This window comes from Variovorax sp. J2P1-31 (assembly GCF_030317215.1).
Taxonomy (GTDB): Bacteria; Pseudomonadota; Gammaproteobacteria; order Burkholderiales; family Burkholderiaceae_C; genus Variovorax.
Genome location: NZ_JASZYA010000004.1, coordinates 483,024 through 504,029 on the forward strand (window position 1 = coordinate 483,024; position 21,006 = coordinate 504,029).

The following is a 21,006-nucleotide window of genomic DNA, read 5'->3' on the forward strand; positions in this document are numbered from 1 at the left end:
CAATTCCCATGGAACCCACGGCGGCCCAGAATTCCTCCATCGACAACGCTTTCAGGAGAACTTCATGGCAAGCAACGACACGGTCCTGGTGCTGGGTGCGAGCGGCGGCATCGGCGGCGAGGTGGCGCGCCAGCTGCGCGATGCGGGCTGGCAGGTGCGGGCGCTGCGGCGCGGCGCGACCGAAGGGACGAGGGACGGCATCGCCTGGCTCGCCGGCGACGCGATGGACGCGCAGGCCGTGCGCCGCGCCGCCGCGGGCTGCGCGGTGATCGTGCACGCGGTGAACCCGCCGGGCTACCGCGGCTGGGCGAGCCTGGTGCTGCCGATGCTCGACCACAGCATCGCCGCGGCGAAGGCCGAAGGCGCCACCCTGGTGCTGCCCGGCACGGTCTACAACTACGGCCCCAACGCCTTCCCGCTGCTGGCCGAGGATGCGCCGCAGCACCCGCGCACGCGCAAGGGCGCGATCCGCGTCGAGATGGAGCGGCGCCTGGAGGCCGCGAGCCGCGAGGGCGCGCGCGTGCTGATCGTGCGCGCCGGCGACTTCTTCGGGCCGCGCGCCGGCAACAACTGGTTCTCGCAAGGGCTGGTGAAGCCGGGCCGGCCGCTGCGCGCCGTGAGCGATCCGGGCCGCCGTGGCGTCGGCCACCAGTGGTCCTACCTGCCCGACGTCGCGCGCACCATGGTCGAACTGCTGGCGCGGCGCGACCGGCTGCCGGCCTTCGCACGCTTCCACATGGCGGGCCACTGGGACGCCGACGGCACGCGCATGGCCGAAGCCATCCGCCGCGTCGCGGCCCGGCGCCTGGGCACCGCGGTGCGGGTGTCGGCCTTCCCGTGGTGGCTGCTCACGCTGGCCTCGCCCTTCGTCACCACCTTCCGCGAGCTGCGCGAGATGCGCTACCTGTGGCGCACGCCCGTGGCCATGGACAACGCGAGGCTGCTCGCCTTCCTGGGCCACGAGCCGCACACGCCGCTCGATGCGGCGGTCGAGGCCGCGCTGGAGGGCATGGGCTGCCTGGGCGCTCAGAACACCGACAGCCCCGTCTTGGCCACGAACAGTTCCAGCGCCTTCATGCCCAGCAGCGAATTGCCCGTCGCGTCGAGCGCGGGCGACCACACGGCCAGCGTGAGCCGGTCCGGCACCACCGCGACGATGCCGCCGCCCACGCCGCTCTTGCAGGGCAGGCCGATCGAGAAGGCGACGTCGCCGGCCGCGTCGTAGGTGCCGCAGGTCAGCATCAGCGCGTTGATGCGGCGCGTCTGCCGTTCCGAGGTGATGGCAGGCAGGCCGTCCTGCGGATGCGCGCCGTCGCGGCACAGGAAGGCCGCGGCGCGCGCGAGCTGCGTGCAGCTCATGCGCAGCGCGCACTGGTGGAAGTAGACGTCGAGCACCGCATCGACCGGGTGGTCGATCTTGCCGAAGCTCTTCATGAAGTTGGCCAGCGCGATGTTGCGATAGCCGGTGGCCGCCTCCGAGTCCGCCACTTCCTCGTCGAAGGCGATCGGCTCGCCGGCCAGGCTGGTCATCAGCGCGAGGATGTCGCGCTGCGCGTCGCCGTGGCTCAACAGGCGGTCGGCCACCGCGATGGCGCCCGCATTGATGAAGGGGTTGCGCGGCTTGCCCTGTTCGTTCTCCAGCTGCACCAGCGAGTTGAAGGGATTGCCCGAGGGCTCGCGGCCGATGCGCTGCCACAGGTCCTCGCCCATGCGCTGCATCGCCAGCGTCAGCGTGAAGAGCTTGGACACGCTCTGGATCGAGAAGGGCACGGCTGCATCGCCCGCCGCAGCCTGCTGCCCGTCGCAGGTGCGCAGCGCGATGCCGAACTGCGCGGCCGGCACGCGCGCCAGCGCCGGGATGTAGCTGGCCACGGTGCCGGCCTGGCCCAGCAGCGGGCGGATCTCTTCGTTGATCTGGTCGAGGATGGGCTGGAATTGCATGGCTCGATTCTGCGGGAGCCGGGGCGACCGTTCAGGGCGGGTCCCGCGGTGCAATGAAGGCCCGCGTCACGCCCACGCCCCGCAGCGTGCGCCAGAGCCCGAAGGGCACCAGCAGCGCGCCTGCCCCCCAGCCCACGAGCCCGCCGTCGTGCACGACGGCCCAGGCCCCCAGCGCACAGATCGCGAGCCCGCCCACGATGTTCAGCAGGCCGCCGCCCAGCCACTGCAGCGTGAGCAGCGGCAGCAGCGCATCGAGCAGGCGTTCGGCGATGCGCAGGCCCAGCCGGTCGGCCAGCACGTAGAGACCGAGCACCAGCAGCGGCGCCACGGCGAGGCCGATCAGCAACCAGGCGAGCAGGCCGACCAGCGTGTTCATCCGCCCCAGAGCCGGTGCTGCAGGTACAGCGCGCCCAGCGCGGCCGCCAGCGCCAGCGGCATCGCGAGCGCGCCCACGCGCAGGAACTGCCAGGCCGTGACGTTCTCGCCTTCGCGCCGGATCGCCACCAGCCACAGCAGCGTGGCCAGCGAACCGGTGAGCGAGAGGTTGGGCCCCAGGTCGATGCCGATCGCGACCGCGCTGCGCAGCAGCGGCGCGGCGTCGGCGCTGGCCAGCACCGAGCCGGCCATCAGCCCGGCCGGCAGGTTGTTCATCAGGTTGCACAGCACGGCCACCAGCGCGCCGCTGCCGAAGGCGGTGCCGGTGGGCGAGGCGGATGCGGCCTCGCGCAGGGCATGGCTCAGCAGCGGGATCAGGCCCGAATGCACCAGCCCCTCGACCAGCACGAACAGGCCGGCGACCAGCGCCAGCACGCTCCACGACACGCCGCGCAGCAGCGCCCAGGGCGCGCTGCGTTCGCGCAGCAGCACGCCGGCGCAGGCCAGCGCGCTGGCCGCCAGCGTGGTCGCGCCCAGCGGGCCGCCCAGTGCCGAGGTCGCGACCAGCACCACCGCCACCAGGGCGATGCCCGCGCCTGCCCAGCGGCCGGCCGGCGAGAGTTCGGGTTGTGCGATGTCCTGCGCGATCGGCGCGGCCAATGCGTCGCGCTGCAGCCAGCGCAGCACCGCGTAGGTCACGCCGATCGAGGCCACCGAGGCCAGCGCGAACTGGCCGAACCAGGCGCCCAGCGGCGGCAGGTGCTCGCCGAAGATCACCAGGTTGGCCGGGTTCGAAATCGGCAGCACGAAGCTGGCCGCGTTGGCGATGAAGGCGCAGGCCAGCAGGTAGGGCAGGGGCCTGGCGCCGGCCTTCTTCGCGGCCGCGTACACGGCCGGCGTGAGCACCACCGCGGTGGCGTCGTTCGACATGAAGACCGTGACCACCACGCCGATCGCGTAGATGCCGAAGAACAGCCGCGGCGCCGAGCCGCGCGCATGGTGCACCGCGCGTGCCGCGAGGAAATCGAACAGTCCCTCGCGCCGCGCGAGCTCGGAGATCAGCATCATCCCGGCCAGGAACAGGTAGACGTCCAGGCCCTTGCCCACCGCCTGCAGCGCCTCGCGCCAGGGCAGCAGCTGCGCACCCACCAGCGCCAGCGCGCCGCCCACGGCCCACACGGCCTCGGGCCAGCGGCCCGGCCGCACGATCACGGCGGCGGTGGCCAGCGCCGCGATGGCCCAGGTCGCGAGATGGGCGCCCGTGATGGCCACCGGCATCACGCGGCGCGCGCCTTGCGGTTGACCAGCAGGATGCCCACGCCGACCCCGAGCAGTGCCAGCACCAGCTGCAGTGTCAGCGGCTCCCGCAGCAGCACCACGCCGAACACCAGCGCGAACAGCGGCGTGAGGAAGGTGAAGGAGGAGATGCGCGTGGCCGGGTAGTGCCGCAGCAGCCACATCCAGGTCAGGTAGCTGGCGAAGGCGCCGATGACGGTCTGCAGCGCGATCGAGAACCAGGCATAGCCCGAGTACGACCAGCCGCGCTGTTCGCCCAGCAGCACCGACATCAGCGGCGAGGCCGCGGCCGTGACCGCGATCTGATAGAACAGCGCCTTCTCCGCGCTGGCGGTGGCCATCTTCGTGGTGCGCAGCGTGAGCGTGGTCAGGCCCCAGAGCAGGCCGGCCAGCAGCGCCAGCGCATCGCCGCGCAGCTGCGTCGGGCTGGCGGCGTGGGTGAAGCTCTCGCTGAACGCGAACAGCACGCCCGCGAAGGCCATCGCGAGCCCGGCCCACTGCACGCCGTGCAGCCGCTCGGCCGGCACGAAGCGCGGCAGCAGCACCGCCACCACGAAGGGCGAGCAGTAGAGGAAGACCGTGAGCCGCGAGGCCGTCGTGTACTGCAGCCCGGTGTAGATGCAGAGGAACTCGCCCGCGAACAGCGCGCCCACCAGCAGCCCGCTCCACAGGGTGCCGTCGCGCTCGAACAGCTTCACGCCGCGCGCCAGGCACCACAACCACAGCAGCGCGACCGCACCGCACATGCGCAGGGTAGCCTGCCACATCGGCGGCACCTCGGTGACCGTGGTCTTGATCAGGATCTGCTGCAGCCCCCAGAAGGCGCAGCAGGCCACGAGCAGGGTGGTGGCACGGGGGTCGAGGTGGCTCTTGCGATCGGTCATGGGGCTCGGGTGGTAGGGGCGGGGCTGCCAGGGATCGTAGCCGCCCGCCCTAGACCGCGAACCGGGCCGCCGCCAGCGGCGAGCCCGCGCCCTCGAAGCGCTTGCCGATGGCCGTGAGCTGCACCTCCAGGAATTCCAGGAACATGCCCATCGCGACGGTGGTGGTCTGGCCGCTGCGCTGGTAGAGGCAGTCGGCCGACCAGGCGGCCGCGTCCGCCAGGCCCTGCCACACCAGCGTGCCGGCGGCCACCTCCTCGGCCACGTTCTCGGGGATCAGGAAGCCGATGCCGGTGCCGCCGCGCACCAGCCGCCGCACCATCGCGACCGAACTGGTCTCGACCAGCGGCCGGGCCTTGCGGTGCTCGCGGTGGTCGATCTGGTCGACCATGGCGCGCAGCTCGGTGTCGGGCGTCATGAGGATCAGCGGATGGTCGAGGCAGTCGCGCAGCCGCGGCGCGCGGCCCAGCTGCGTGAGCGCATGGTCGGGCGGCGTGACCAGGCCCAGCTGCTGCGGAAAGCTGCGCACCTCTTCCACGCCCGGCGGCGGCTTGCGGCGCAGGCAGAAGCCGATGTCGGCCTCGCCGGTGGCCACCCACTTGAGGATGTTCTCGCCGCTGCCCGAGCGCACGCTGTAGGTCACGCCGGGGTAGCGCTGCATCGCGATCTCGATCACGTCGGGCACCAACTGCTCGGCCGACGAATGCGACACCGCCAGGCTGACGTGGCCGCGCCGCAGCGCGCGCAGGTCTTCGATGTGGGCCAGCGCGCTGTCGAAGTCGCGCTGGCTGCGGCGCACCGCGGCGACCATGATCTCGCCCGCGTTGGTCAGCTGCATGCCGCGCGGCAGCCGCTCGAACAGCGGCGTGCCGACCTGCTCCTCGAGGTTGAGGATCTGCTGGTGCACCGCGGCGGGCGTGAGGTGCAGCGAGTCGGACGCCTTGCGGATGGAGCCGCGTCGCGCGACCTCGTCGAAACAGCGGAAGGACTGGGAAATGGCGACCATTCCAAACTGTACGGAATTTCCAAACGCGCTGTTCAAAAGAATCAGATTTTCCAGACGGGCGCAAAGGCCTAGATTCCGCTCCAGACCCAGGCCGCAGCGCGCGGCCTGCCCCCTTCTTCAGGAGCCGCCTTGACCACCACCGTCGACCAAGTCACCCAACGCCGCCGCGGCGTCGGCCTCATCGCCCACGACCCGGCGGCTTCGGCCGGCGGCTACACGCTGATCGCGCCGCAGACGGCCGACGGCCACGTCTACCTGGTCGGCATCGACGGCGCGGTGGTCCACCACTGGAAGATGCCGCTGCGCGCCGGGCGCCACGCGGTGATCCTGCCGAACGGCAACCTGGGCTACAACGGCAACCATGCGCATTCGCCCGATCTCTATGCGGCCTGGTCGATGTGGCACGGCGGCGATTTCTCCGAGGTCACGCCCGCGGGCGAGGTGGTCTGGCACTACGAGGACCCGGCCCACCACCACGACGCCAAGTGGCTGGCCAACGGCCACCTGCTGTACGCGGCCTGCGCGCCGGTGCCCGCGGGCTTCGCCGAACGCGTGCCCGGCGGCACGGCCCATGGCGCCGACGAAACCATGTACGGCGACGTGATCCGCGAGGTGAACCGCGCGGGCGAGCTGGTCTGGGAATGGAAGTCGTGGGAGCACCTCAAGCCGGAGGACTTCCCGATCCATCCCGGCTTCGGCCGCTACCACTGGCCGCTGGTCAACGGCCTCGACGTCGATGCCCAAGGCCGCGTGCTGATGAGCCTGCGCACCACCGCCGGCATCATCGGCGTCGACAAGGCCAGCGGCGCGGTCGCGCTGCACATCCCGCCGAGCGTGGTCTCGCACCAGCATGCGCCGCAGGCCCTGCCCAACGGCCACATCCTGGCCTTCGACAACGGCAACTTCCGCAGCGGCGCGCATGTCGCGTTCTCGCGCGTGCTCGAGATCGACCCGGCCGACAACCGCATCGTCTGGGCCTATGCCGACGAGATGGTCAACGCCTTCTACACGGCCTTCATGGGCAATGCGCAGCGGCTGTGGAACGGCAACACGCACATCACCGAGTCGGCCACCGGCCGCCTGTTCGAGGTGAACCCCGAGGGCGAAGTGGTGTGGGAGTACATCCTGCCGTGGTTCGCCGAATACCCCGATGCGGCGGCCCGCAAGACCGGCCCCGGCCGCTTGAACAGCGTGTTCCAGACCTGGCGCTATTCGGCCGACCAGCTGCCCTGGCTCCGGGCCTGAAGGCTCGCCGATCCTCTCTCTTTCATTCAGGACATCCCATGACCGCCACCTTCTTTCGCCGCACCGCCCTCGCGATGGCCCTGGTCGCCGTTTCGCTGACCGCCGCCGCCCAGGAAGCCAAGCCCGTGCGCATCCTCACCAACTGGTTCGCGCAGCCCGACCAGGCCGGCTACTGGCAGGCGCAGCAGGACAAGCTCGGCGCCGAGGCCGGCATCAGGATCAGCGTGCTGCAGGGCGGCCCGAAGATCCAGACCATCCCGCAGGTCGCCTCGGGCCAGGCCGAGTTCGGCATCGGCAACGCCGACGACGTGATGCTGGCCAGGCTGCGCGGCGCGCCGGTGCGCGCGGTGTTCGCGCACCTCGACCACGTGCCCTACGCTTTGGTCTACCACGCCGACCCAACCGTGAAGGGCATCGCCGACCTGCAGGGCCGCACCTTCGCGGTCAACATCGGCAACGCCTACTGGGAGTGGACCAAGAAGCAGTACAAGCTCGCGAACACGCGCGAGATCCCGGTCAGCGGCGACCTGAGCCTGTTCCGCAACGACGCCAGGATGGTGCAGCAGGGCTACTCGCTCTACCTGCCGGCGCGCATGGAAGAAGCCGGCATCAAGGTGCAGTCGATCTCGCTCGCGTCGCTGGGCTACCGGCCCTACAACGTGCTCTTCACCACCGACGAGATGATCCAGAAGAACCCGGCGCTGGTGAAGGCCACCCTCGCCGCGGTGCAGAAGGGCTGGAGCAACTTCGTGCGCAACCCTTCGGGCATCAAGCCGATGCTGTTGGAGATGAACAAGCAGATCTCGCCGGCCGTGTACGACGCGGCCAACAAGGAAATGATCGAGAAGCTGCTCTCGCACGACCTCGGCAAAATCGGCTGCATGAACGACGCGCGCTGGACCGAGCTGGCGACCCAGCTGCGCAGCGTGGCCTTCCTGCCCGCCAACTTCAACGAGAAGCAGGCCTACGACCGCACGCTGGTGCCCGGCTGCGGATCATGAGCGGCGCCGCCGTCGAGCTCAGGGGCGTTTCCAAGCGCTTCGACAGCGGCCTGCAGGCGCTGGGCGCGATCGACTTCGACCTGCGGGCCGGCGAGTTCGTGTCCATCGTCGGGCCCTCGGGCTGCGGCAAGTCGACGCTGCTGCGCATCGTCGCGGGCCTGATCGCCACCAGCACCGGTGCCTGCCGGCGGCCCGCCGACACCGAGACCGCCTTCGTGTTCCAGGAAGCGGCGCTGCTGCCCTGGCGCACCGTCGAGCGCAACGCGCAACTGCTGATGGAGCTCGAAGGCCACAAGCCCGAGGACTACCGGCCGCGCGCGGCCGAAGCGCTGGCGCTGGTGGGCCTGGCCGGCTTCGAGCAGTCGTATCCGCACCAGCTCTCGGGCGGCATGCGCATGCGGCTGTCGCTGGCCCGTGCGCTGGCTCTGCGTCCCGGCCTGCTGCTGCTCGACGAGCCGCTGGCGGCGGTCGACGAGCTCACGCGCGACATCCTGCAGGAAGAGCTGTCGGCGATGTGGCAGCAGGCCGGCTTCACCGGCGTGCTGGTCACGCACAACGTGCACGAGGCGGTGTACCTGTCGAACCGCGTGATCGTGATGTCGCCGCGTCCCGGCCGCATCCTCGAGGTGATCGACGTGCCCTTCGCCTTCCCGCGCGCGCCCGAGCTGCGCGCCACGCCCGAGTTCGCCCGCCTGACCGGCGAGGTCACGGCCGCGCTGCGCCGCCAGCCCAACGCCTGAAGGAAATCGCATGTCTTCCAACCTGCCCGACGCCCCCCGGGGCGTGCCTTCGCGTGTCGCCACGCTGCTGCGCGACGGCTGGCCCGTGGTGCTGGTGGCGGTGATCGCGCTGGCCGGCTGGTCCCTGCTGACCGCCACCGTCTACGCCGGCAAGGGTTATCTCGTGCCTTCGCCGCAGGAGGTCGCGGCGGCCGTGGCCGAGAACGCGGGCGTGCTGCTCGTCGCCACGCTCACCACGCTCAAGGAAGCCACCCTGGGCTACCTGCTCGCGATCGTGGGCGGCATCTCGCTGGCCGCGGTGCTGAGCCAGTCGAAGCTGCTCGAGCGCAGCATCTATCCGTATGCGGTGCTGCTGCAGACCGTGCCGGTGGTGGCGGTCGCGCCGCTGATCGTGCTCTGGTTCGGCTACAACGATCTGTCGGTGGTCATCATCAGCCTGATCATGTCGTTGTTCCCGATCGTCAACAACACGCTGCTCGGCCTGCGTTCGACCTCGCGCAACCTCACCGAGCTGTTCGCGCTGCACAACAGGAGCCGCTTCACCGCCTTCTGGAAGCTGCAGCTGCCGGGCGCGCTGCCGCACATCATCGGCGGGCTGCGCATCTCGGCCGGCCTGTCGGTCATCGGCGCGATCGTGGGTGAATTCATCATCGGTTCGGGCAATGCGCAGGGCGGGCTCGGCGTGCAGATCGTGTTCGCGCAGGGTCGCATGTACACCGCGCTGCTCTTCGCCGAAGTGATCGCGGCGACGCTGCTGGGCTTCCTGTTCTTCCTGGTGGTGAGCGCGATCGGCAACCGGCTGCTCAAGAACTGGCACGAGTCCGCGCTCGGCCATTGAGCACAATGCGGGCATGAACGACATCCCGCTCATCGACATCAGCTCGCTGGCTTCGGACGATGCGGCCGCGCGCCGCACCGTCGCGCGCCGCATCGGCACCGCCTGCCGCGAGGTCGGCTTCTTCGCCATCGTCGGCCATGGCGTGGCGCCGGCGCAGGTCGCCGCCACCTTCGCGCAGAGCGCGCGGTTGTTCGCACAGCCGACGGAGGCGAAGCGCGCGATGGCGATCGACAAGCTGGGCAGCAACCGCGGCTACGTCGGCCTGGGCGTGGAAGCCTTGGACGAGAAGACCGCGGCCGACCACAAGGAAGCCTTCAACCTGATCTGGACCGACGGCCGGACGCGGCCCGACAACGCGTGGCCGGACCTGCCGGGTTTCCGCGAGACGGTGCAGGCCTACTTCGATGCGGTGCTGGCGGTGGGCCGGCGGCTGCACACCGCCTTCGCGCTCGACCTGGGCCTGGCCGAGGACTTCTTCGCCGACAAGATCGACCGCCCGCTGGCCACGCTGCGCCTGCTGCACTACCCGATGCCCTCGACCACCGAGCCCAGCGCGCAGATCGGCGCCGGCACCCACACCGACTACGGCAACGTCACGCTGCTCGCGACCGACGGCGTGGCCGGCCTGCAGGTGCGGCGCCGCGACGGCGTCTGGTTCGACGTGCCCGCGCTGCCCGGCGCCTTCGTCTGCAACGTCGGCGACTGCCTGATGCGCTGGACCGACGACGTCTACGTGTCGACGCCGCACCGCGTGGCCGCGCCGACCGCCGAACGCTACTCGATCGCGGTGTTCCTCGACCCGAACCCGGACGCGCTGGTGAGCGCGATCCCGTCCTGCGTGCCCGCGGGCCAGGCGCCGCGCTACGCGCCGATCACGGCCGACGACTACCTGCAGCAGCGCTTCGCCGCGACCTACGGGAAAAGCTAGAGCGGGTGCTCGGTGTAGAAGCGCCCGCCGTGGAACAGCAGCGGCGAGGCGCCCGGCGTGTGGCTGCAGCGCTCCACCTCGCCCACGAAGATCACGTGGTCGCCTTCGTCGTAGCGGCTGCGGTTGAAGCACTCGAAGCTCGCCGCGGCACCGACCAGCAACGGCGCGCCGCCCAGTCCTTCGGTGAATTCCACGCCCTGCCAGCGGTCGTCGCGCTTCTTCGCGAAGCGCTCGGCCAGTTCCTTCTGGTTCGCGGCCAGGATGTTGACCGCGTAGTGCGAGCCCGCGCTCAGCGCCGGCATCGAGCCCGCGCTGACGGCCAGGCTCCAGAGCACCAGCGGCGGCGTCAGCGACACCGAGTTGAAGGAGTTGGCCGTCAGGCCCACCAGCGAACCGTCGGCGGCGCGCGCGGTGACGATGGTGACGCCGGTGGCGAACATGCCGAGCGCCTGGCGGAATTCATCGACCGAGAAAGAGGGCGGCTGCGCCTGGGCGGGAGCGTTCACGAGAGAGGAGGGGAGATGGAAGGAGGCGGAAGGCTATTCTGGCCGATGCGCCCGGGCCGCACTTGCGAACGGGCTATCCGAAGAACCAGTAGCACACGCCGATGGCCGCCACCACGCCCGCGAACTCGGCCGCCAGCGCACAGCCCACCGCATGCCGCGCGCGCTGGATGCCGACCGCGCCGAAGTACACGGCCAGCACGTAGAAGGTGGTCTCGGTGCTGCCCTGGATCACGGCCGCTGCCAGGGCCGGGAAGCTGTCGACGCCCTGGCTCTTCATGGTCTCGATCAGCATCGCGCGCGCCGCGCTGCCCGAGAAGGGCTTGACCAGCGCGGTCGGCAGCGCGTCGACGAAGCGCGTGTCCCAGCCGCTTCGCACCACCAGCCAGCGGATGCCGTTCAAAGCGACCTCGAGCGCGCCCGAGGCGCGCAGCACGCCGATCGCGCACAGCATCGCGACCAGGTAGGGCAGCAGGTTCTTCGCCACGTCGAAGCCTTCCTTGGCGCCTTCGATGAAGCGCTCGTACACGCCCACGCGCTTCCAGGCGCCGACCGCCAGGAACAGGATCACCAGGCCGAACAGCGCGAGGTTGCCCATCAGCGAGGAGAGCGCGGCCAGCGCCGCCGACGACAGCGTGGCCAGCAGCGCCATGAAGCCGCCCAGCACCAGCGCGCCGGGCAGCAGGTAGGCCAGCACCACCGGGTCCCACAGCCGCAGGCGCTGCACCAGCGCGACCGACAGCAGGCCCACCAGCGTGGACACGCTGGTCGCGAGCAGGATCGGCAGGAAGACCATCGTCGGGTCCGGCGCGCCCTGCTGCGCGCGGTACATGAAGATCGTCACCGGCAGCAGCGTGAGCGAGGAGGCGTTGAGCACCAGGAACAGGATCTGGGCGTTGCTGGCCGTGTCCGGCCGCGGGTTGAGCGTCTGCAGCTCGCGCATCGCCTTCAGGCCGATCGGCGTGGCCGCGTTGTCCAGGCCCAGCGCATTGGCCGCGAAGTTCATGGTGATCAGGCCCAGCGCGGGATGGCCGGCCGGCACCTCGGGCATCAGGCGCCGGAACAGCGGCCCGAGCAGCCGGGCCAGCCAGGCCACGAGCCCGGCCGCCTCGGCGATGCGCAGCAGGCCCAGCCACAGCGTGAGCGTGCCGAACAGCAGCACCATGACCTCGACCGCCAGCCGAGCCATCGCGAACAGGCTCTCGACGATGGCGGCGAACACGGCCGGGTCGCCGCCGATGAGCCAGCGCCCCAGCGCGGCCACGGCTGCGACCATGAAAAAGCCCAGCCAGAGGCCGTTGAGCATGCGTTCTTCCCCGTGTGTTTCGTTCGGCGGATGCCGGCCGATCATAGGGGGCGGCGTCAGCGCACCTCGATCAGCCGGTCGGGCCGGAAGCCTTCCTGTTCGCCCTTGGACGCGTAGCCCAGCGGGTTGGCCACGATGCGGCAGCCGTCCTTCACATAGTCGAAGGCGCAGTGCAGATGGCCGTGCAACCACAGCTGCGCGCGGGGCAGCAGTTCGTCCAGGCTGTTGCAGAAGCCGGCCGTGCCCGGGCGCAGGCCGTAGCGCGGATCGGCGCTGGCCAGGGTGGGGGCGAAGTGCGTCACGGCCACGGTGGTGCCGTCGAAGGGTTCGGCCAGCGCCTTGGCCAGCCAGTCCTGACACGCGAGTGAGTGCTCTCTTTGCTGGGCCGCGAGAAAGGGATGGCCGCCCCGCGTGGCCGCGGCCTTGACCAGGTAGAAGTCGGCCGCGCGCATTGCCTTGCCGCGCTTCTTCAGGCGCTCGCCCAGGTCGTCGGTGGGCGCCACCAGCGCGTCGAAGTCGGCCCAGAGCGTGGTGCCGACGAAGCGCACGCCGCCATGCACCACCGTCTCGCGCTCGAGCCAGGTGATGTCCAGTTCGGCGCACAGCGCGCGCAGCCGGGCGTGGGTGTCGTCGAGGTCCGCGCCGTCGTACTCGTGGTTGCCCGGCACATAGAAGACCGGGGTGGGCCAGCCTTGGCGCGGCGAGAAGCGGGCCAGGCCGAAGTCGTCGCCGGCCAGCCGGGAGCCCTCCTGGTAGGAGCCGACGTCGCCGGCCAGCACCAGCAGGTCGGCGCCCGGCGCGGGCGTGATCTGCAGGTTCGGGTGCGATTCCAGGTGCAGGTCGGACAGCAGTTGAAGCTTCATGGCCCCAGTCTAGAGGCTGCGGCCGCGGCGGGTTTCGGATCGCCCTATGCACAAGGCGCATGAAGTTCGTGTTGAAAAGCTAGGGATAACCCTTATTCTTAAGTCAATCCTTTAAACACCAGCGCGGGCAGGCCGCGCAAACACCATGTCCAGTCTGATCGCCCAAGTGGCCAGTTTCTTCCGTTCCTCCACCGCCCCGGTGCCGGCCAGCTATGCCGCCACGCTGATGGAAAGCGCCGACCTGCGCGCCGGCCTCGACGCCCACCACGCCCAGGAACTGCGCGAAGCCGCCAGCGCCTGGCTGCGCGTCGTCCGCTGATCCCGCTTCAGTTTTTTTCGGCCCCGGCCACCGGGCCCGACCCCAGCAGCGAGCGCGCGAAAGCCGCCGCCGCCGAGCGTACCAGCGCCGCGCGCAGCCATTCGTGCGCATGGCCGTGCTGTGCGCGCCGATGCCAGACCGCGTCCACGTGGACCAGCGGCTGGTCGAAGGGCAGGTCGCGCAGCACCAGCTGTGCATCGATGCCGGTCACGCTCACGAAGTGGCGCGGCAGCACCGTCAGCAGGTCGGAATTCGCGACCACCCGGCCGGCGGTGAAGAACTGGTTGACCGTGACCACGATGCGCCGCTCGCGCCCGAGCGCCGCCAGCGTCTGGTCGATGAAGCCGTAGGGCCGGCCCGAGAAGCTCACCAGCAGGTGGCGCGCGGCGCAGTAGTCGTCGAGCGTCAGCGGCTTCTGCGCCAGCGGATGGTCGCGCCGCATCACGCACACGTACTGGCCCACATAGAGGCGCTGGGCCTCGAAGGGCACGGCCACGCCGGTCTGGCCGCGGGCCGTGAGGCTGGCGATCACGGCCGGAAAGTAACCGACCGCCATGTCGGCCTCCTCGTTCTCCAGCAGTTGCCGCGGGTCGCGCGTGGTCAGCGGCACCACGCGCACCGAGATCGCCGGCGCTTCGGCTTCCAGGATCTGCATCAGGCCCGGCATCAGCTCGGCGGCCGTGGCGTCGGCCATGGCCAGCACGAAGGTGGTGTCGGCCACCGCGGCGTCGAACTCGTTGGGCGCCAGCGTGTGCTGCAGCTGCAGCAGCGCCTCGCGCACCGTCGGCCAGAGCGCCAGCGCGCGCGGCGTGGGCTCGACGCCCGCGCCCGCGCGGCGCACCAGCTCGTCGCCCAGCACCTCGCGCAGCCGCCGCAGCGCGTTGCTCACGGCCGGCTGGGTCAGCGACAGGTTGCGGGCGGCGCGCGTCAGGTTGCGCTCGGCCATGACCTCGTCGAAGACGCGCAGCAGGTTGAGGTCCAGCGTGCGGAAGTTGACGTTCATCATCGTTGTGAATGATAAACATCAAGAAGATAAATTGGCGAAACACTAGGGTAACCCCTAATATTCAGTCCATCGGCTTCGGCCATTCACCCCTTTGGAGGGAAATTCTCATGACCAGCTTTGTCCACGTTGATCAACCGGCGGCTCACCCGGGCGTCACCCGCGCCGAAGCCGTTTTTGACCATTTCCGTACCGCCTCGCATGACGTCGACGGCTCGCGCGGCCTCGCCGCCCTGCTGCTGGCCGCCGTGGTTTCGGCCCTGCTCGTCGTCGCCGACAAGCTGGTGTCGAACATCGACGAAGGCGGCCTGCTCGTCGCCTGGCTCGTGATGTGGGCCGTCGCCTTCGTGGTGCTGGCCTTCTTCGCCGGCACGGCCCGCACCCTGGCCGCCCGTGCCACCGCCGGCTGGAGCGCCTATGCCCAGCGCCGTGAAGCGGCCCGCAGCGATGCGCGCTTCCTGGCCTACGCCCAGCACGACGCCCGCATCATGAACGACATCCAGGCCGCCGTGACCCGTCACGAAGCCCTGACCGGCGAACCCGCCAAGGTGCCGGCCCAGCTGGCCCGCGCGATCGTCGCCCAGCGCTCGGCCGACGTGAAGGTGCCCACGCTGTACGAAGCGATGCGCCGCGTGAACCTCGGCAAGTACTATTGATCGCGGCTCCGGCCCCATGAAAAAACCGCCCCGAGGGGCGGTTTTTTTGTGGGCGCTCGCTGGCTGGCGATCTCAGGCCGCGAGGCGCTGCTCGATCTCGGCCTTGGTGGCCGGCAGTTCCTTGGGCAGGTGGTGCGCCAGCTGCTGGAACAGCTCGCCGTGCAGCTGCAGCTCGGCCAGCCAGGCGGCCTTGTCGGTGCTGGTCACGGTCTCGAACTGTTCGGTGCTGAAGTCCAGGCCGGTCCAGTTCAGGTCCTGGTAGCGCGGCGACACGCCGAAGGCGTGCTCGGTGCCGGCGGCCTTGTCCTCGATCCGGTCGATCATCCACTTGAGCACGCGCATGTTCTCGCCGTAGCCCGGCCAGGCGAACTTGCCGTCGGCGCCCTTGCGGAACCAGTTGGTGGTGTAGATCTTCGGCAGCGTGGCGCCCGAGGCCTCGAGCTTCCTGCCCAGGTCGAGCCAGTGCTGGAAGTAGTCGCTCATGTTGTAGCCCATGAAGGGCAGCATCGCGAACGGGTCGCGGCGCACCACGCCGGCCTGGCCGGTGGCGGCGGCGGTGGTTTCCGAGCCCATGGTGGCGGCCATGTAGACGCCTTCGGTCCAGTTGCGCGCCTCGGTCACCAGCGGCACGGTGGTCGAGCGGCGGCCGCCGAAGATGAAGGCGTCGATCTTCACGCCCTTGGGGTCGTCCCAGGCCTCGTCGAGCGCCGGGTTGTTGGTGGCGGCGACGGTGAAGCGGGCGTTGGGGTGCGCGGCCTTGGCGCCGGTTTCCTTGGCGATGGCCGGCGTCCATTCCTTGCCCTGCCAGTCGATGGCGTGGGCCGGGGCCTCGCCCATGCCTTCCCACCAGACGTCGCCGTCGTCGGTCAGCGCCACGTTGGTGAAGATCACGTCGCGGTGCAGGCTGGCCATGCAGTTGGGGTTGGTCTGCTCGTTGGTGCCCGGGGCCACGCCGAAGTAGCCGGCTTCCGGGTTGATGGCGCGCAGCGAACCGTCGGCCTGGGGCTTGATCCAGGCGATGTCGTCGCCGATGGTGGTGATCTTCCAGCCGTCGAAGCCGGCTGGCGGGATCAGCATCGCGAAGTTGGTCTTGCCGCAGGCGCTGGGGAAGGCGGCCGCCACGTGGTACTTCTGGCCCTGGGGATTGCTCACGCCCAGGATCAGCATGTGCTCGGCCAGCCAGCCTTCGTCGCGGCCCATGGTCGAGGCGATGCGCAGCGCGAAGCACTTCTTGCCCAGCAGCGCGTTGCCGCCGTAGCCCGAGCCGTAGCTCCAGATCTCGCGCGTTTCCGGGTAGTGGACGATGTACTTGGTCTTGTTGCAGGGCCAGGCGACGTCCTGCTCGCCCGCGGCCAGCGGCGCGCCCACGGTGTGGACGCAGGGCACGAATTCGCCGTCGGTGCCCAGCACGTCGTACACGGCCTTGCCCATGCGGGTCATGATCTTCATGTTGACCGCGACATAGGGGCTGTCGGACAGCTCGATGCCGATGTGCGCGATCGGCGAACCCAGCGGGCCCATCGAGAAGGGCACGACGTACATCGTGCGGCCCTTCATGCAGCCGTCGAACAACGGCTGCAGCGTGGCGCGCATCTCGGCCGGCGCCATCCAGTTGTTGGTCGGGCCGGCGTTTTCCTTGGTGGCCGAGCAGATGTAGGTGCGGTCTTCCACGCGCGCCACGTCGGTCGGGTCGGAGGTGGCGAGGAAGGAGTTCGGGCGCTTGGCCGGGTTGAGCTTCTTGAAGGTGCCGGCGTCGACCAGCTGCTGGCACAGGCGGTCGTATTCCGCGGTGCTGCCGTCGCACCAGTAGATGTTGTCGGGTTTGCACAGCGCGGCCATCTCGGCCACCCAGGCGATCAGCCTGGCGTTCCTGACGTGCGGGGGCGCCTGAATGGGCAGGCCATTCATTGCAGGTGCGTTCATCGAAAATCTCCGGAGTTGAAAATTCGTCTTTTCGAGCGGGGCTCGGAGTCGGCGGGAGAGCCGTTTGAAAAAACGTTTTCGTCGGAGAGGTGATGGGGCGCAGGTGCGCAGGCGTCTGCGCTAAAGCCAGATCAGGCACGGCACGAAGGCTTGAGATGACCGTCGCGAGCGGTCCGAGCTTGTGCCGAGGATCGCAGCCGTACTCCGGTACGGCGAGAACCGCAGGTGCGAGATCGGTCCGCGCAGCAGGTCAGCTCAAGCCTTCAAGCCATGTAGACGGCGATGGAGGCTAGCAACAGCATCAGCACGCCACCGACCAGCGGCAGCACGATCGGCATCAGGTGCACTACCGACTCGACCGCGTCTTTTTCAACGGTGGCGGCGTGGCCGGGTTCGACGGGCGTAGGGTTGGACATGGGGGATTCCTTTGAATTCTGGCAAGGCAAGACTGCCCGCATTTTAGCCAAGGGGCCCCGGCCGCCCTGCGAGGGCTTGCCCGGAGCAGGTCAATGCTGCTCCTCGGCCTCGAAGCCCGCCTGTCGCAAGGCGGACAGCACCGAAGCCAGGTGCTCGCGCCCGCGGGTCTGCAGCACCAGTTCGATGTCCACGTTCTGGGCCGCCAGCATGGTGAAGGCGCGCTGGTGGTGCACCTCGTCGATGTTGGCGCCCGCTTCGGCCACGGTCGTGGTGATCCGGGCCAGCATGCCCGGCACGTCGCGCGCGCTCACGCGCAGCCGGGCGAGCCGGCCGGCCCGGACCATGCCGCGTTCGATGATCGCGGCCAGCAGCAGCGGATCGATGTTGCCGCCCGACAGCACCAGCCCGACCCGCTTGCCCTGGAAGCGCGCCGGATGCCGGATCAGCGCCGCCAGGCCGGCCGCGCCCGCGCCCTCGACCAGGGTCTTCTCGATCTCCAGCAGCATCAGCACCGCCTGCTCGATGTCGCCCTCGTCGACCAGCAGCAGGTCGTCCACGTGCTCTTCGATCACCGCGCGCGTCAGCACGCCGGGGGTGCCCACGGCGATGCCTTCGGCGATGGTGCTGGTGCCCTGCGGGTGGTGGGTGCCCTGGACGGCGTTGACCATGGCCGGGAAGCGCGTGGTCTGCACGCCGACGATCTCGATGCCGGGCTTGCGGGCCCGCGCCGCGACCGCCATGCCGGCGATCAGCCCGCCGCCGCCGACCGACACGACCAGCATGTCCAGGTCGGGCACGGCGTCGAGCATTTCCAACGCCACCGTGCCCTGGCCGGCCATGATGGCCTCGTCGTCGTAGGGGTGGACCAGCGCCAGGCCGTCGCGTTCCGACAGCTCCACCGCATGGGCGCGCGCCGCGTCCAGCGTGTCGCCGTGCAGCACCACCTCGGCGCCGAAGCTGCGGGTGCGCTCGATCTTCACGCCCGGCGTGAAGCGCGGCATCACGATGGTGGCGCGCATGCCCAGGCGCTGCGCGTGGTAGGCCACGCCCTGGGCGTGGTTGCCGGCCGACATGGCCACCACCCCCTGGACGCCGTTCTCCGACAGGTCGACCAGCTTGTTGCAGGCGCCGCGCTCCTTGAAGGAGGCGGTGAACTGCAGGTTCTCGAACTTGAGGAACACCTGGGCGCCGACGATGTCGGACAGGGTGCGCGATTCGACGCAGGGCGTGGCCAGCAGCTGACCTTGCAGGCGCGCCGCGGCGCATTCGATGTCTTGGATACCGATCATGCATGGCATTGTGGAGGGAATTGCAACATCGGGACATTTACCGATGCGCTGTCTTCCACAACGCAAAACTCTGCGTTATGGTCGCGCTGGGATTCCTTCACTGGAGGTCGTCGAATGGTCAAGCGCGCGGGTATCGATGCGGTGACTGCTCCCTTGCGCGGGCAGGCACTGCCGTCGCCCGGACTCAAGGAAGCACCGGTGCTCGAGCTCATGTGTTCGCACTTCGTGCTCACGCTCGCGGCCAAGCAGGGCCCGCGCTTCAACGTGCGCCGCGACCTCAACGGCCTGCTCTCGCTGACCGGCCGCCACCTGGTGTGGCCCGCCCCGGTGCTGCAGCGCCTGCGCGAATTCCTCGGCCGCCGCTGCGCCGGCAACGAGGTCTGGAAGGGCGTCGAGGCCTTCGACGGCCGCACGCTGCTGGAGCGCCACGGCGTCTGGCGCGGCCCCTATGAGGAAGGCACGCTGTTCTTCTACCTCGACGAATACGTCAAGGACCAGCCCAAGGACCTGCTCACGGTGCTGTCGGTCACGCGCGACTGGCTCACCCATGCGCTGCGCAAGCAGTCGACGCTGGTCGAGAAGAACATCGAGGCGCTGGCCGGCCTGCTGCAGCTCAACAAGGCCGAACGCGCGCTGCTGCTCTACGGCACGCTGGCGCGCTACCAGCGCGACCTGCGTTCGCTGCTGGTCGAGTTCAAGGTCAACAACGCGCCGGAAGCCTATGCCGCGATCGCCGAGGTGGCGGGCGTGAGCGCCAGCGACGTGGGCGAGGCGCTGCGCGCCGGCTCGCGCCTCGAGCGCATCGGGCTGGTCGAGAACCTGATCTCCGAGCACAACATCACCGACCTGGCCGACCTGATGAAGGTCAGCGAGAAGCTGCCGCCGGTGCTGATGCGCGAGTACCGCGACCACAGCGAGCTGATGGCGGTGTTCACCCGGCCCTCGGCCAAGAGCACGCTCGCCATCGGCGACTTCTCCTTCGCGGCCGAGGACGCGCGGATGCTGGTCACGCTGCTGCGCGCCGCGGTGGCGCGCAAGGAGCCGGGCGTCAACGTGCTGCTCTACGGGCCGCCCGGCACCGGCAAGACCGAGCTGGCCAAGGTGGTGGCGCAGGCCGCGGGCCTGGACCTGTTCGAGGTCGAGTACGCCGACCGCGACGGCAATTCGCTCTCGGGCCGCGACCGCTACCGCTCGCTGCAGATCGCGCAGGTCTTCCTCAAGGGCAGCGCCCAGGCTGCGCTGCTGTTCGACGAGGTCGAGGACGTGTTCCCGCCGATCAGCACCGAGGCCGCGCAATTCATGGCGCGCGCCGAGCAGATTCCCGCGCCCACCAGCGGCAGCGTGAGCGGCAAGGCCTGGGTCAACCAGATCCTCGAATCGAACGCCGTGCCCACGCTGTGGGTCACCAACCGCATCGAGCAGATCGATCCGGCCTTCCGGCGCCGCTTCGCCTACCACCTCGAGCTCAAGTCGCCGCCGCCGGGCGCGCGCGAGCAGCTGGTGCGCAAGACGCTCGAGGGCGTGACCGTGTCCGACGCCTTCACCGCCAAGCTGGCCGAGCGCCGCGGCCTGACGCCCGCGCAGATCCGCACCGCGGTGCGCTTCGCGCAGCTGGCGCGCACCGACGACGCCTCGGTCGAGGGCCTGATCGAGCGCCAGCTCCGGAACGCCGACCTGGCGCTGGGCACGGTCGACAAATCCCCTGGCGCGCGCCGCAGCGTGACCACCTACGACCTGGGCATGCTCAACGTCGAGACCCGCTTCGAGATCCCGCGCATCGTCGAGGCGCTGCGCGTGCGCGGCCACGGCACGCTGTGCTTCTACGGCGCGCCCGGCACCGGCAAGACCGCGCTGGCCGAGCACATCGCGCAGGCCATCGGCCGGCCGCTGATCGTCAAGCAGGCGAGCGACCTGATGAGCAAGTACGTGGGCGAGACCGAGCAGAACATGGCCGCCATGTTCAGGGAGGCCGAAGCCGAGAAGGCCGTGCTGCTGCTCGACGAGGCCGATTCCTTCCTGCAGGACCGGCGCGGCGCCCAGCGCACCTACGAGGTGACCGAGGTCAACGAGATGCTGCAGGGCATGGAGCGCTTCGGCGGCATCTTCGTCTGCACCACCAACCTGCTCGACCGGCTCGACCAGGCGGCGCTGCGCCGCTTCACCTTCAAGATCAAGTTCATGCCGCTGACCGCGCCGCAGCGCGAGCGCATGTTCGTGGCCGAGGCGCTGGGCGGCGATGCCTCGCTGATGCACGCCGAACACGGCCAGCGGCTGGCGCGCCTGACGCAGCTGTGCCCGGGCGACTTCGCGGCCGTGAAGCGGCAAACGGATATCCTCGCGGCCGTGTTCTCGGCGGCCGAATTCCTCGACCAGCTCGAGGCCGAGCACCGCATCAAGCCCGAAGTGCGCGAATCGCGCGGCATGGGCTTCGTGCAATAGCGTCGGCCGCCACAACCGTACCCTGCCCGAGGGGGCA

Annotated in this window: 20 protein-coding genes and 1 pseudogene; 9 read left to right on the top strand and 12 right to left on the bottom strand. The window is 69.9% G+C overall.

The annotated features are described in order from the left end of the window. Positions 1 to 64 precede the first annotated feature (64 nt). A pseudogene (locus QTI20_RS27785) lies at positions 65 to 1,021 on the top strand (NAD-dependent epimerase/dehydratase family protein); the annotation flags it as partial. A gap of 5 nt (positions 1,022 to 1,026) precedes the next feature. Here the strand turns inward: QTI20_RS27785 and QTI20_RS27790 are convergent. The 5 genes from QTI20_RS27790 to QTI20_RS27810 are packed head-to-tail and all read right to left on the bottom strand — an operon-like array spanning position 1,027 to position 5,499. Continuing rightward, positions 1,027 to 1,941 (bottom strand): glutaminase, encoded by a 915-nt coding sequence (locus QTI20_RS27790; RefSeq protein ID WP_286555078.1) that lies wholly within the window; start codon positions 1,939 to 1,941, stop codon positions 1,027 to 1,029. 31 nt (positions 1,942 to 1,972) lie between these two features. After that, on the bottom strand, positions 1,973 to 2,317 hold the full coding sequence (locus tag QTI20_RS27795; RefSeq protein WP_286555077.1) for a hypothetical protein: 345 nt from the start codon (positions 2,315 to 2,317) through the stop codon (positions 1,973 to 1,975). Next, on the bottom strand, positions 2,314 to 3,594 hold the full coding sequence (locus QTI20_RS27800) for an arsenic transporter (RefSeq protein WP_286555076.1): 1,281 nt from the start codon (positions 3,592 to 3,594) through the stop codon (positions 2,314 to 2,316). Before QTI20_RS27800 ends, QTI20_RS27795 begins: the two co-directional genes overlap by 4 nt. Beyond that, complete coding sequence (locus QTI20_RS27805) at positions 3,594 to 4,496, bottom strand: DMT family transporter (RefSeq protein WP_286555074.1); 903 nt, start codon at positions 4,494 to 4,496, stop codon at positions 3,594 to 3,596. The genes QTI20_RS27800 and QTI20_RS27805 overlap by 1 nt, the downstream gene beginning before the upstream one ends. Before the next feature lie 49 nt (positions 4,497 to 4,545). Beyond that, entirely contained in the window at positions 4,546 to 5,499 is a 954-nt protein-coding gene (locus QTI20_RS27810; protein ID WP_286555073.1) for a LysR family transcriptional regulator, read from the bottom strand. Positions 5,500 to 5,628: 129 nt separating this feature from the next. On the opposite strand from QTI20_RS27810, the gene QTI20_RS27815 reads away from it, so the two are divergent. From QTI20_RS27815 to QTI20_RS27835, 5 genes are read left to right on the top strand one after another with little or no spacing between them, the layout of a single operon-like run. After that, complete coding sequence (locus tag QTI20_RS27815) at positions 5,629 to 6,744, top strand: aryl-sulfate sulfotransferase (protein WP_286555071.1); 1,116 nt, start codon at positions 5,629 to 5,631, stop codon at positions 6,742 to 6,744. Positions 6,745 to 6,782: 38 nt separating this feature from the next. After that, on the top strand, positions 6,783 to 7,745 hold the full coding sequence (locus QTI20_RS27820; protein ID WP_286555070.1) for an ABC transporter substrate-binding protein: 963 nt from the start codon (positions 6,783 to 6,785) through the stop codon (positions 7,743 to 7,745). Beyond that, positions 7,742 to 8,485 carry an ABC transporter ATP-binding protein gene (locus QTI20_RS27825; RefSeq protein ID WP_286555069.1) on the top strand — a complete coding sequence of 248 codons (744 nt, stop codon included), beginning with the start codon at positions 7,742 to 7,744 and terminating at the stop codon, positions 8,483 to 8,485. Before QTI20_RS27820 ends, QTI20_RS27825 begins: the two co-directional genes overlap by 4 nt. A 10-nt stretch (positions 8,486 to 8,495) precedes the next feature. Further along, positions 8,496 to 9,323, top strand: coding sequence for an ABC transporter permease (locus QTI20_RS27830; protein ID WP_286555067.1), 828 nt, complete (start codon positions 8,496 to 8,498; stop codon positions 9,321 to 9,323). A gap of 13 nt (positions 9,324 to 9,336) precedes the next feature. Then, positions 9,337 to 10,251: an isopenicillin N synthase family dioxygenase gene (locus tag QTI20_RS27835; RefSeq protein ID WP_286555066.1), complete on the top strand. Its 915-nt coding sequence runs from the start codon at positions 9,337 to 9,339 to the stop codon at positions 10,249 to 10,251. On the opposite strand, the gene QTI20_RS27840 is transcribed toward QTI20_RS27835, so the two are convergent. The 3 genes from QTI20_RS27840 to QTI20_RS27850 all read right to left on the bottom strand — a co-directional run bounded on the left by QTI20_RS27840 (position 10,248) and on the right by QTI20_RS27850 (position 12,923). Continuing rightward, the gene (locus QTI20_RS27840) at positions 10,248 to 10,691 is read right to left on the bottom strand and encodes a flavin reductase family protein (RefSeq protein WP_286555655.1); all 444 of its coding nucleotides are present in this window, start codon (positions 10,689 to 10,691) and stop codon (positions 10,248 to 10,250) included. The genes QTI20_RS27835 and QTI20_RS27840 overlap by 4 nt on opposite strands. Positions 10,692 to 10,830: 139 nt before the next feature. Further along, positions 10,831 to 12,060, bottom strand: a complete 1,230-nt coding sequence (locus tag QTI20_RS27845; RefSeq protein WP_286555064.1) for a spore maturation protein — start codon at positions 12,058 to 12,060, stop codon at positions 10,831 to 10,833. A gap of 56 nt (positions 12,061 to 12,116) precedes the next feature. Continuing rightward, positions 12,117 to 12,923, bottom strand: coding sequence for a metallophosphoesterase (locus tag QTI20_RS27850; protein ID WP_286555062.1), 807 nt, complete (start codon positions 12,921 to 12,923; stop codon positions 12,117 to 12,119). A 145-nt stretch (positions 12,924 to 13,068) separates the two neighbouring features. On the opposite strand from QTI20_RS27850, the gene QTI20_RS27855 reads away from it, so the two are divergent. Then, positions 13,069 to 13,242 (top strand): hypothetical protein, encoded by a 174-nt coding sequence (locus QTI20_RS27855; protein WP_286555060.1) that lies wholly within the window; start codon positions 13,069 to 13,071, stop codon positions 13,240 to 13,242. 7 nt (positions 13,243 to 13,249) lie between these two features. Here the strand turns inward: QTI20_RS27855 and QTI20_RS27860 are convergent, their stop codons facing one another. After that, positions 13,250 to 14,245 (bottom strand): LysR family transcriptional regulator, encoded by a 996-nt coding sequence (locus QTI20_RS27860; RefSeq protein WP_286555653.1) that lies wholly within the window; start codon positions 14,243 to 14,245, stop codon positions 13,250 to 13,252. Between the two features lie 110 nt (positions 14,246 to 14,355). Here QTI20_RS27860 and QTI20_RS27865 point away from each other — a divergent pair, with 110 nt between their 5' ends. Continuing rightward, positions 14,356 to 14,901: a hypothetical protein gene (locus tag QTI20_RS27865; RefSeq protein WP_183028415.1), complete on the top strand. Its 546-nt coding sequence runs from the start codon at positions 14,356 to 14,358 to the stop codon at positions 14,899 to 14,901. 72 nt (positions 14,902 to 14,973) lie between these two features. Here QTI20_RS27865 and QTI20_RS27870 read toward each other — a convergent pair whose 3' ends face one another. The 3 genes from QTI20_RS27870 to QTI20_RS27880 form a co-directional block, all read right to left on the bottom strand. Beyond that, on the bottom strand, positions 14,974 to 16,824 hold the full coding sequence (locus QTI20_RS27870; protein WP_286555058.1) for a phosphoenolpyruvate carboxykinase (GTP): 1,851 nt from the start codon (positions 16,822 to 16,824) through the stop codon (positions 14,974 to 14,976). 263 nt (positions 16,825 to 17,087) lie between these two features. Further along, complete coding sequence (locus tag QTI20_RS27875) at positions 17,088 to 17,240, bottom strand: hypothetical protein (protein ID WP_183028413.1); 153 nt, start codon at positions 17,238 to 17,240, stop codon at positions 17,088 to 17,090. Between the two features lie 90 nt (positions 17,241 to 17,330). Next, positions 17,331 to 18,530, bottom strand: a complete 1,200-nt coding sequence (locus QTI20_RS27880) for a threonine ammonia-lyase (RefSeq protein ID WP_286555055.1) — start codon at positions 18,528 to 18,530, stop codon at positions 17,331 to 17,333. 114 nt (positions 18,531 to 18,644) lie between these two features. Between QTI20_RS27880 and QTI20_RS27885 the strand changes: the two genes are divergently transcribed. Further along, positions 18,645 to 20,969 carry an ATP-binding protein gene (locus tag QTI20_RS27885; protein WP_286555054.1) on the top strand — a complete coding sequence of 775 codons (2,325 nt, stop codon included), beginning with the start codon at positions 18,645 to 18,647 and terminating at the stop codon, positions 20,967 to 20,969. The last annotated feature ends 37 nt before the right edge of the window (positions 20,970 to 21,006 follow it).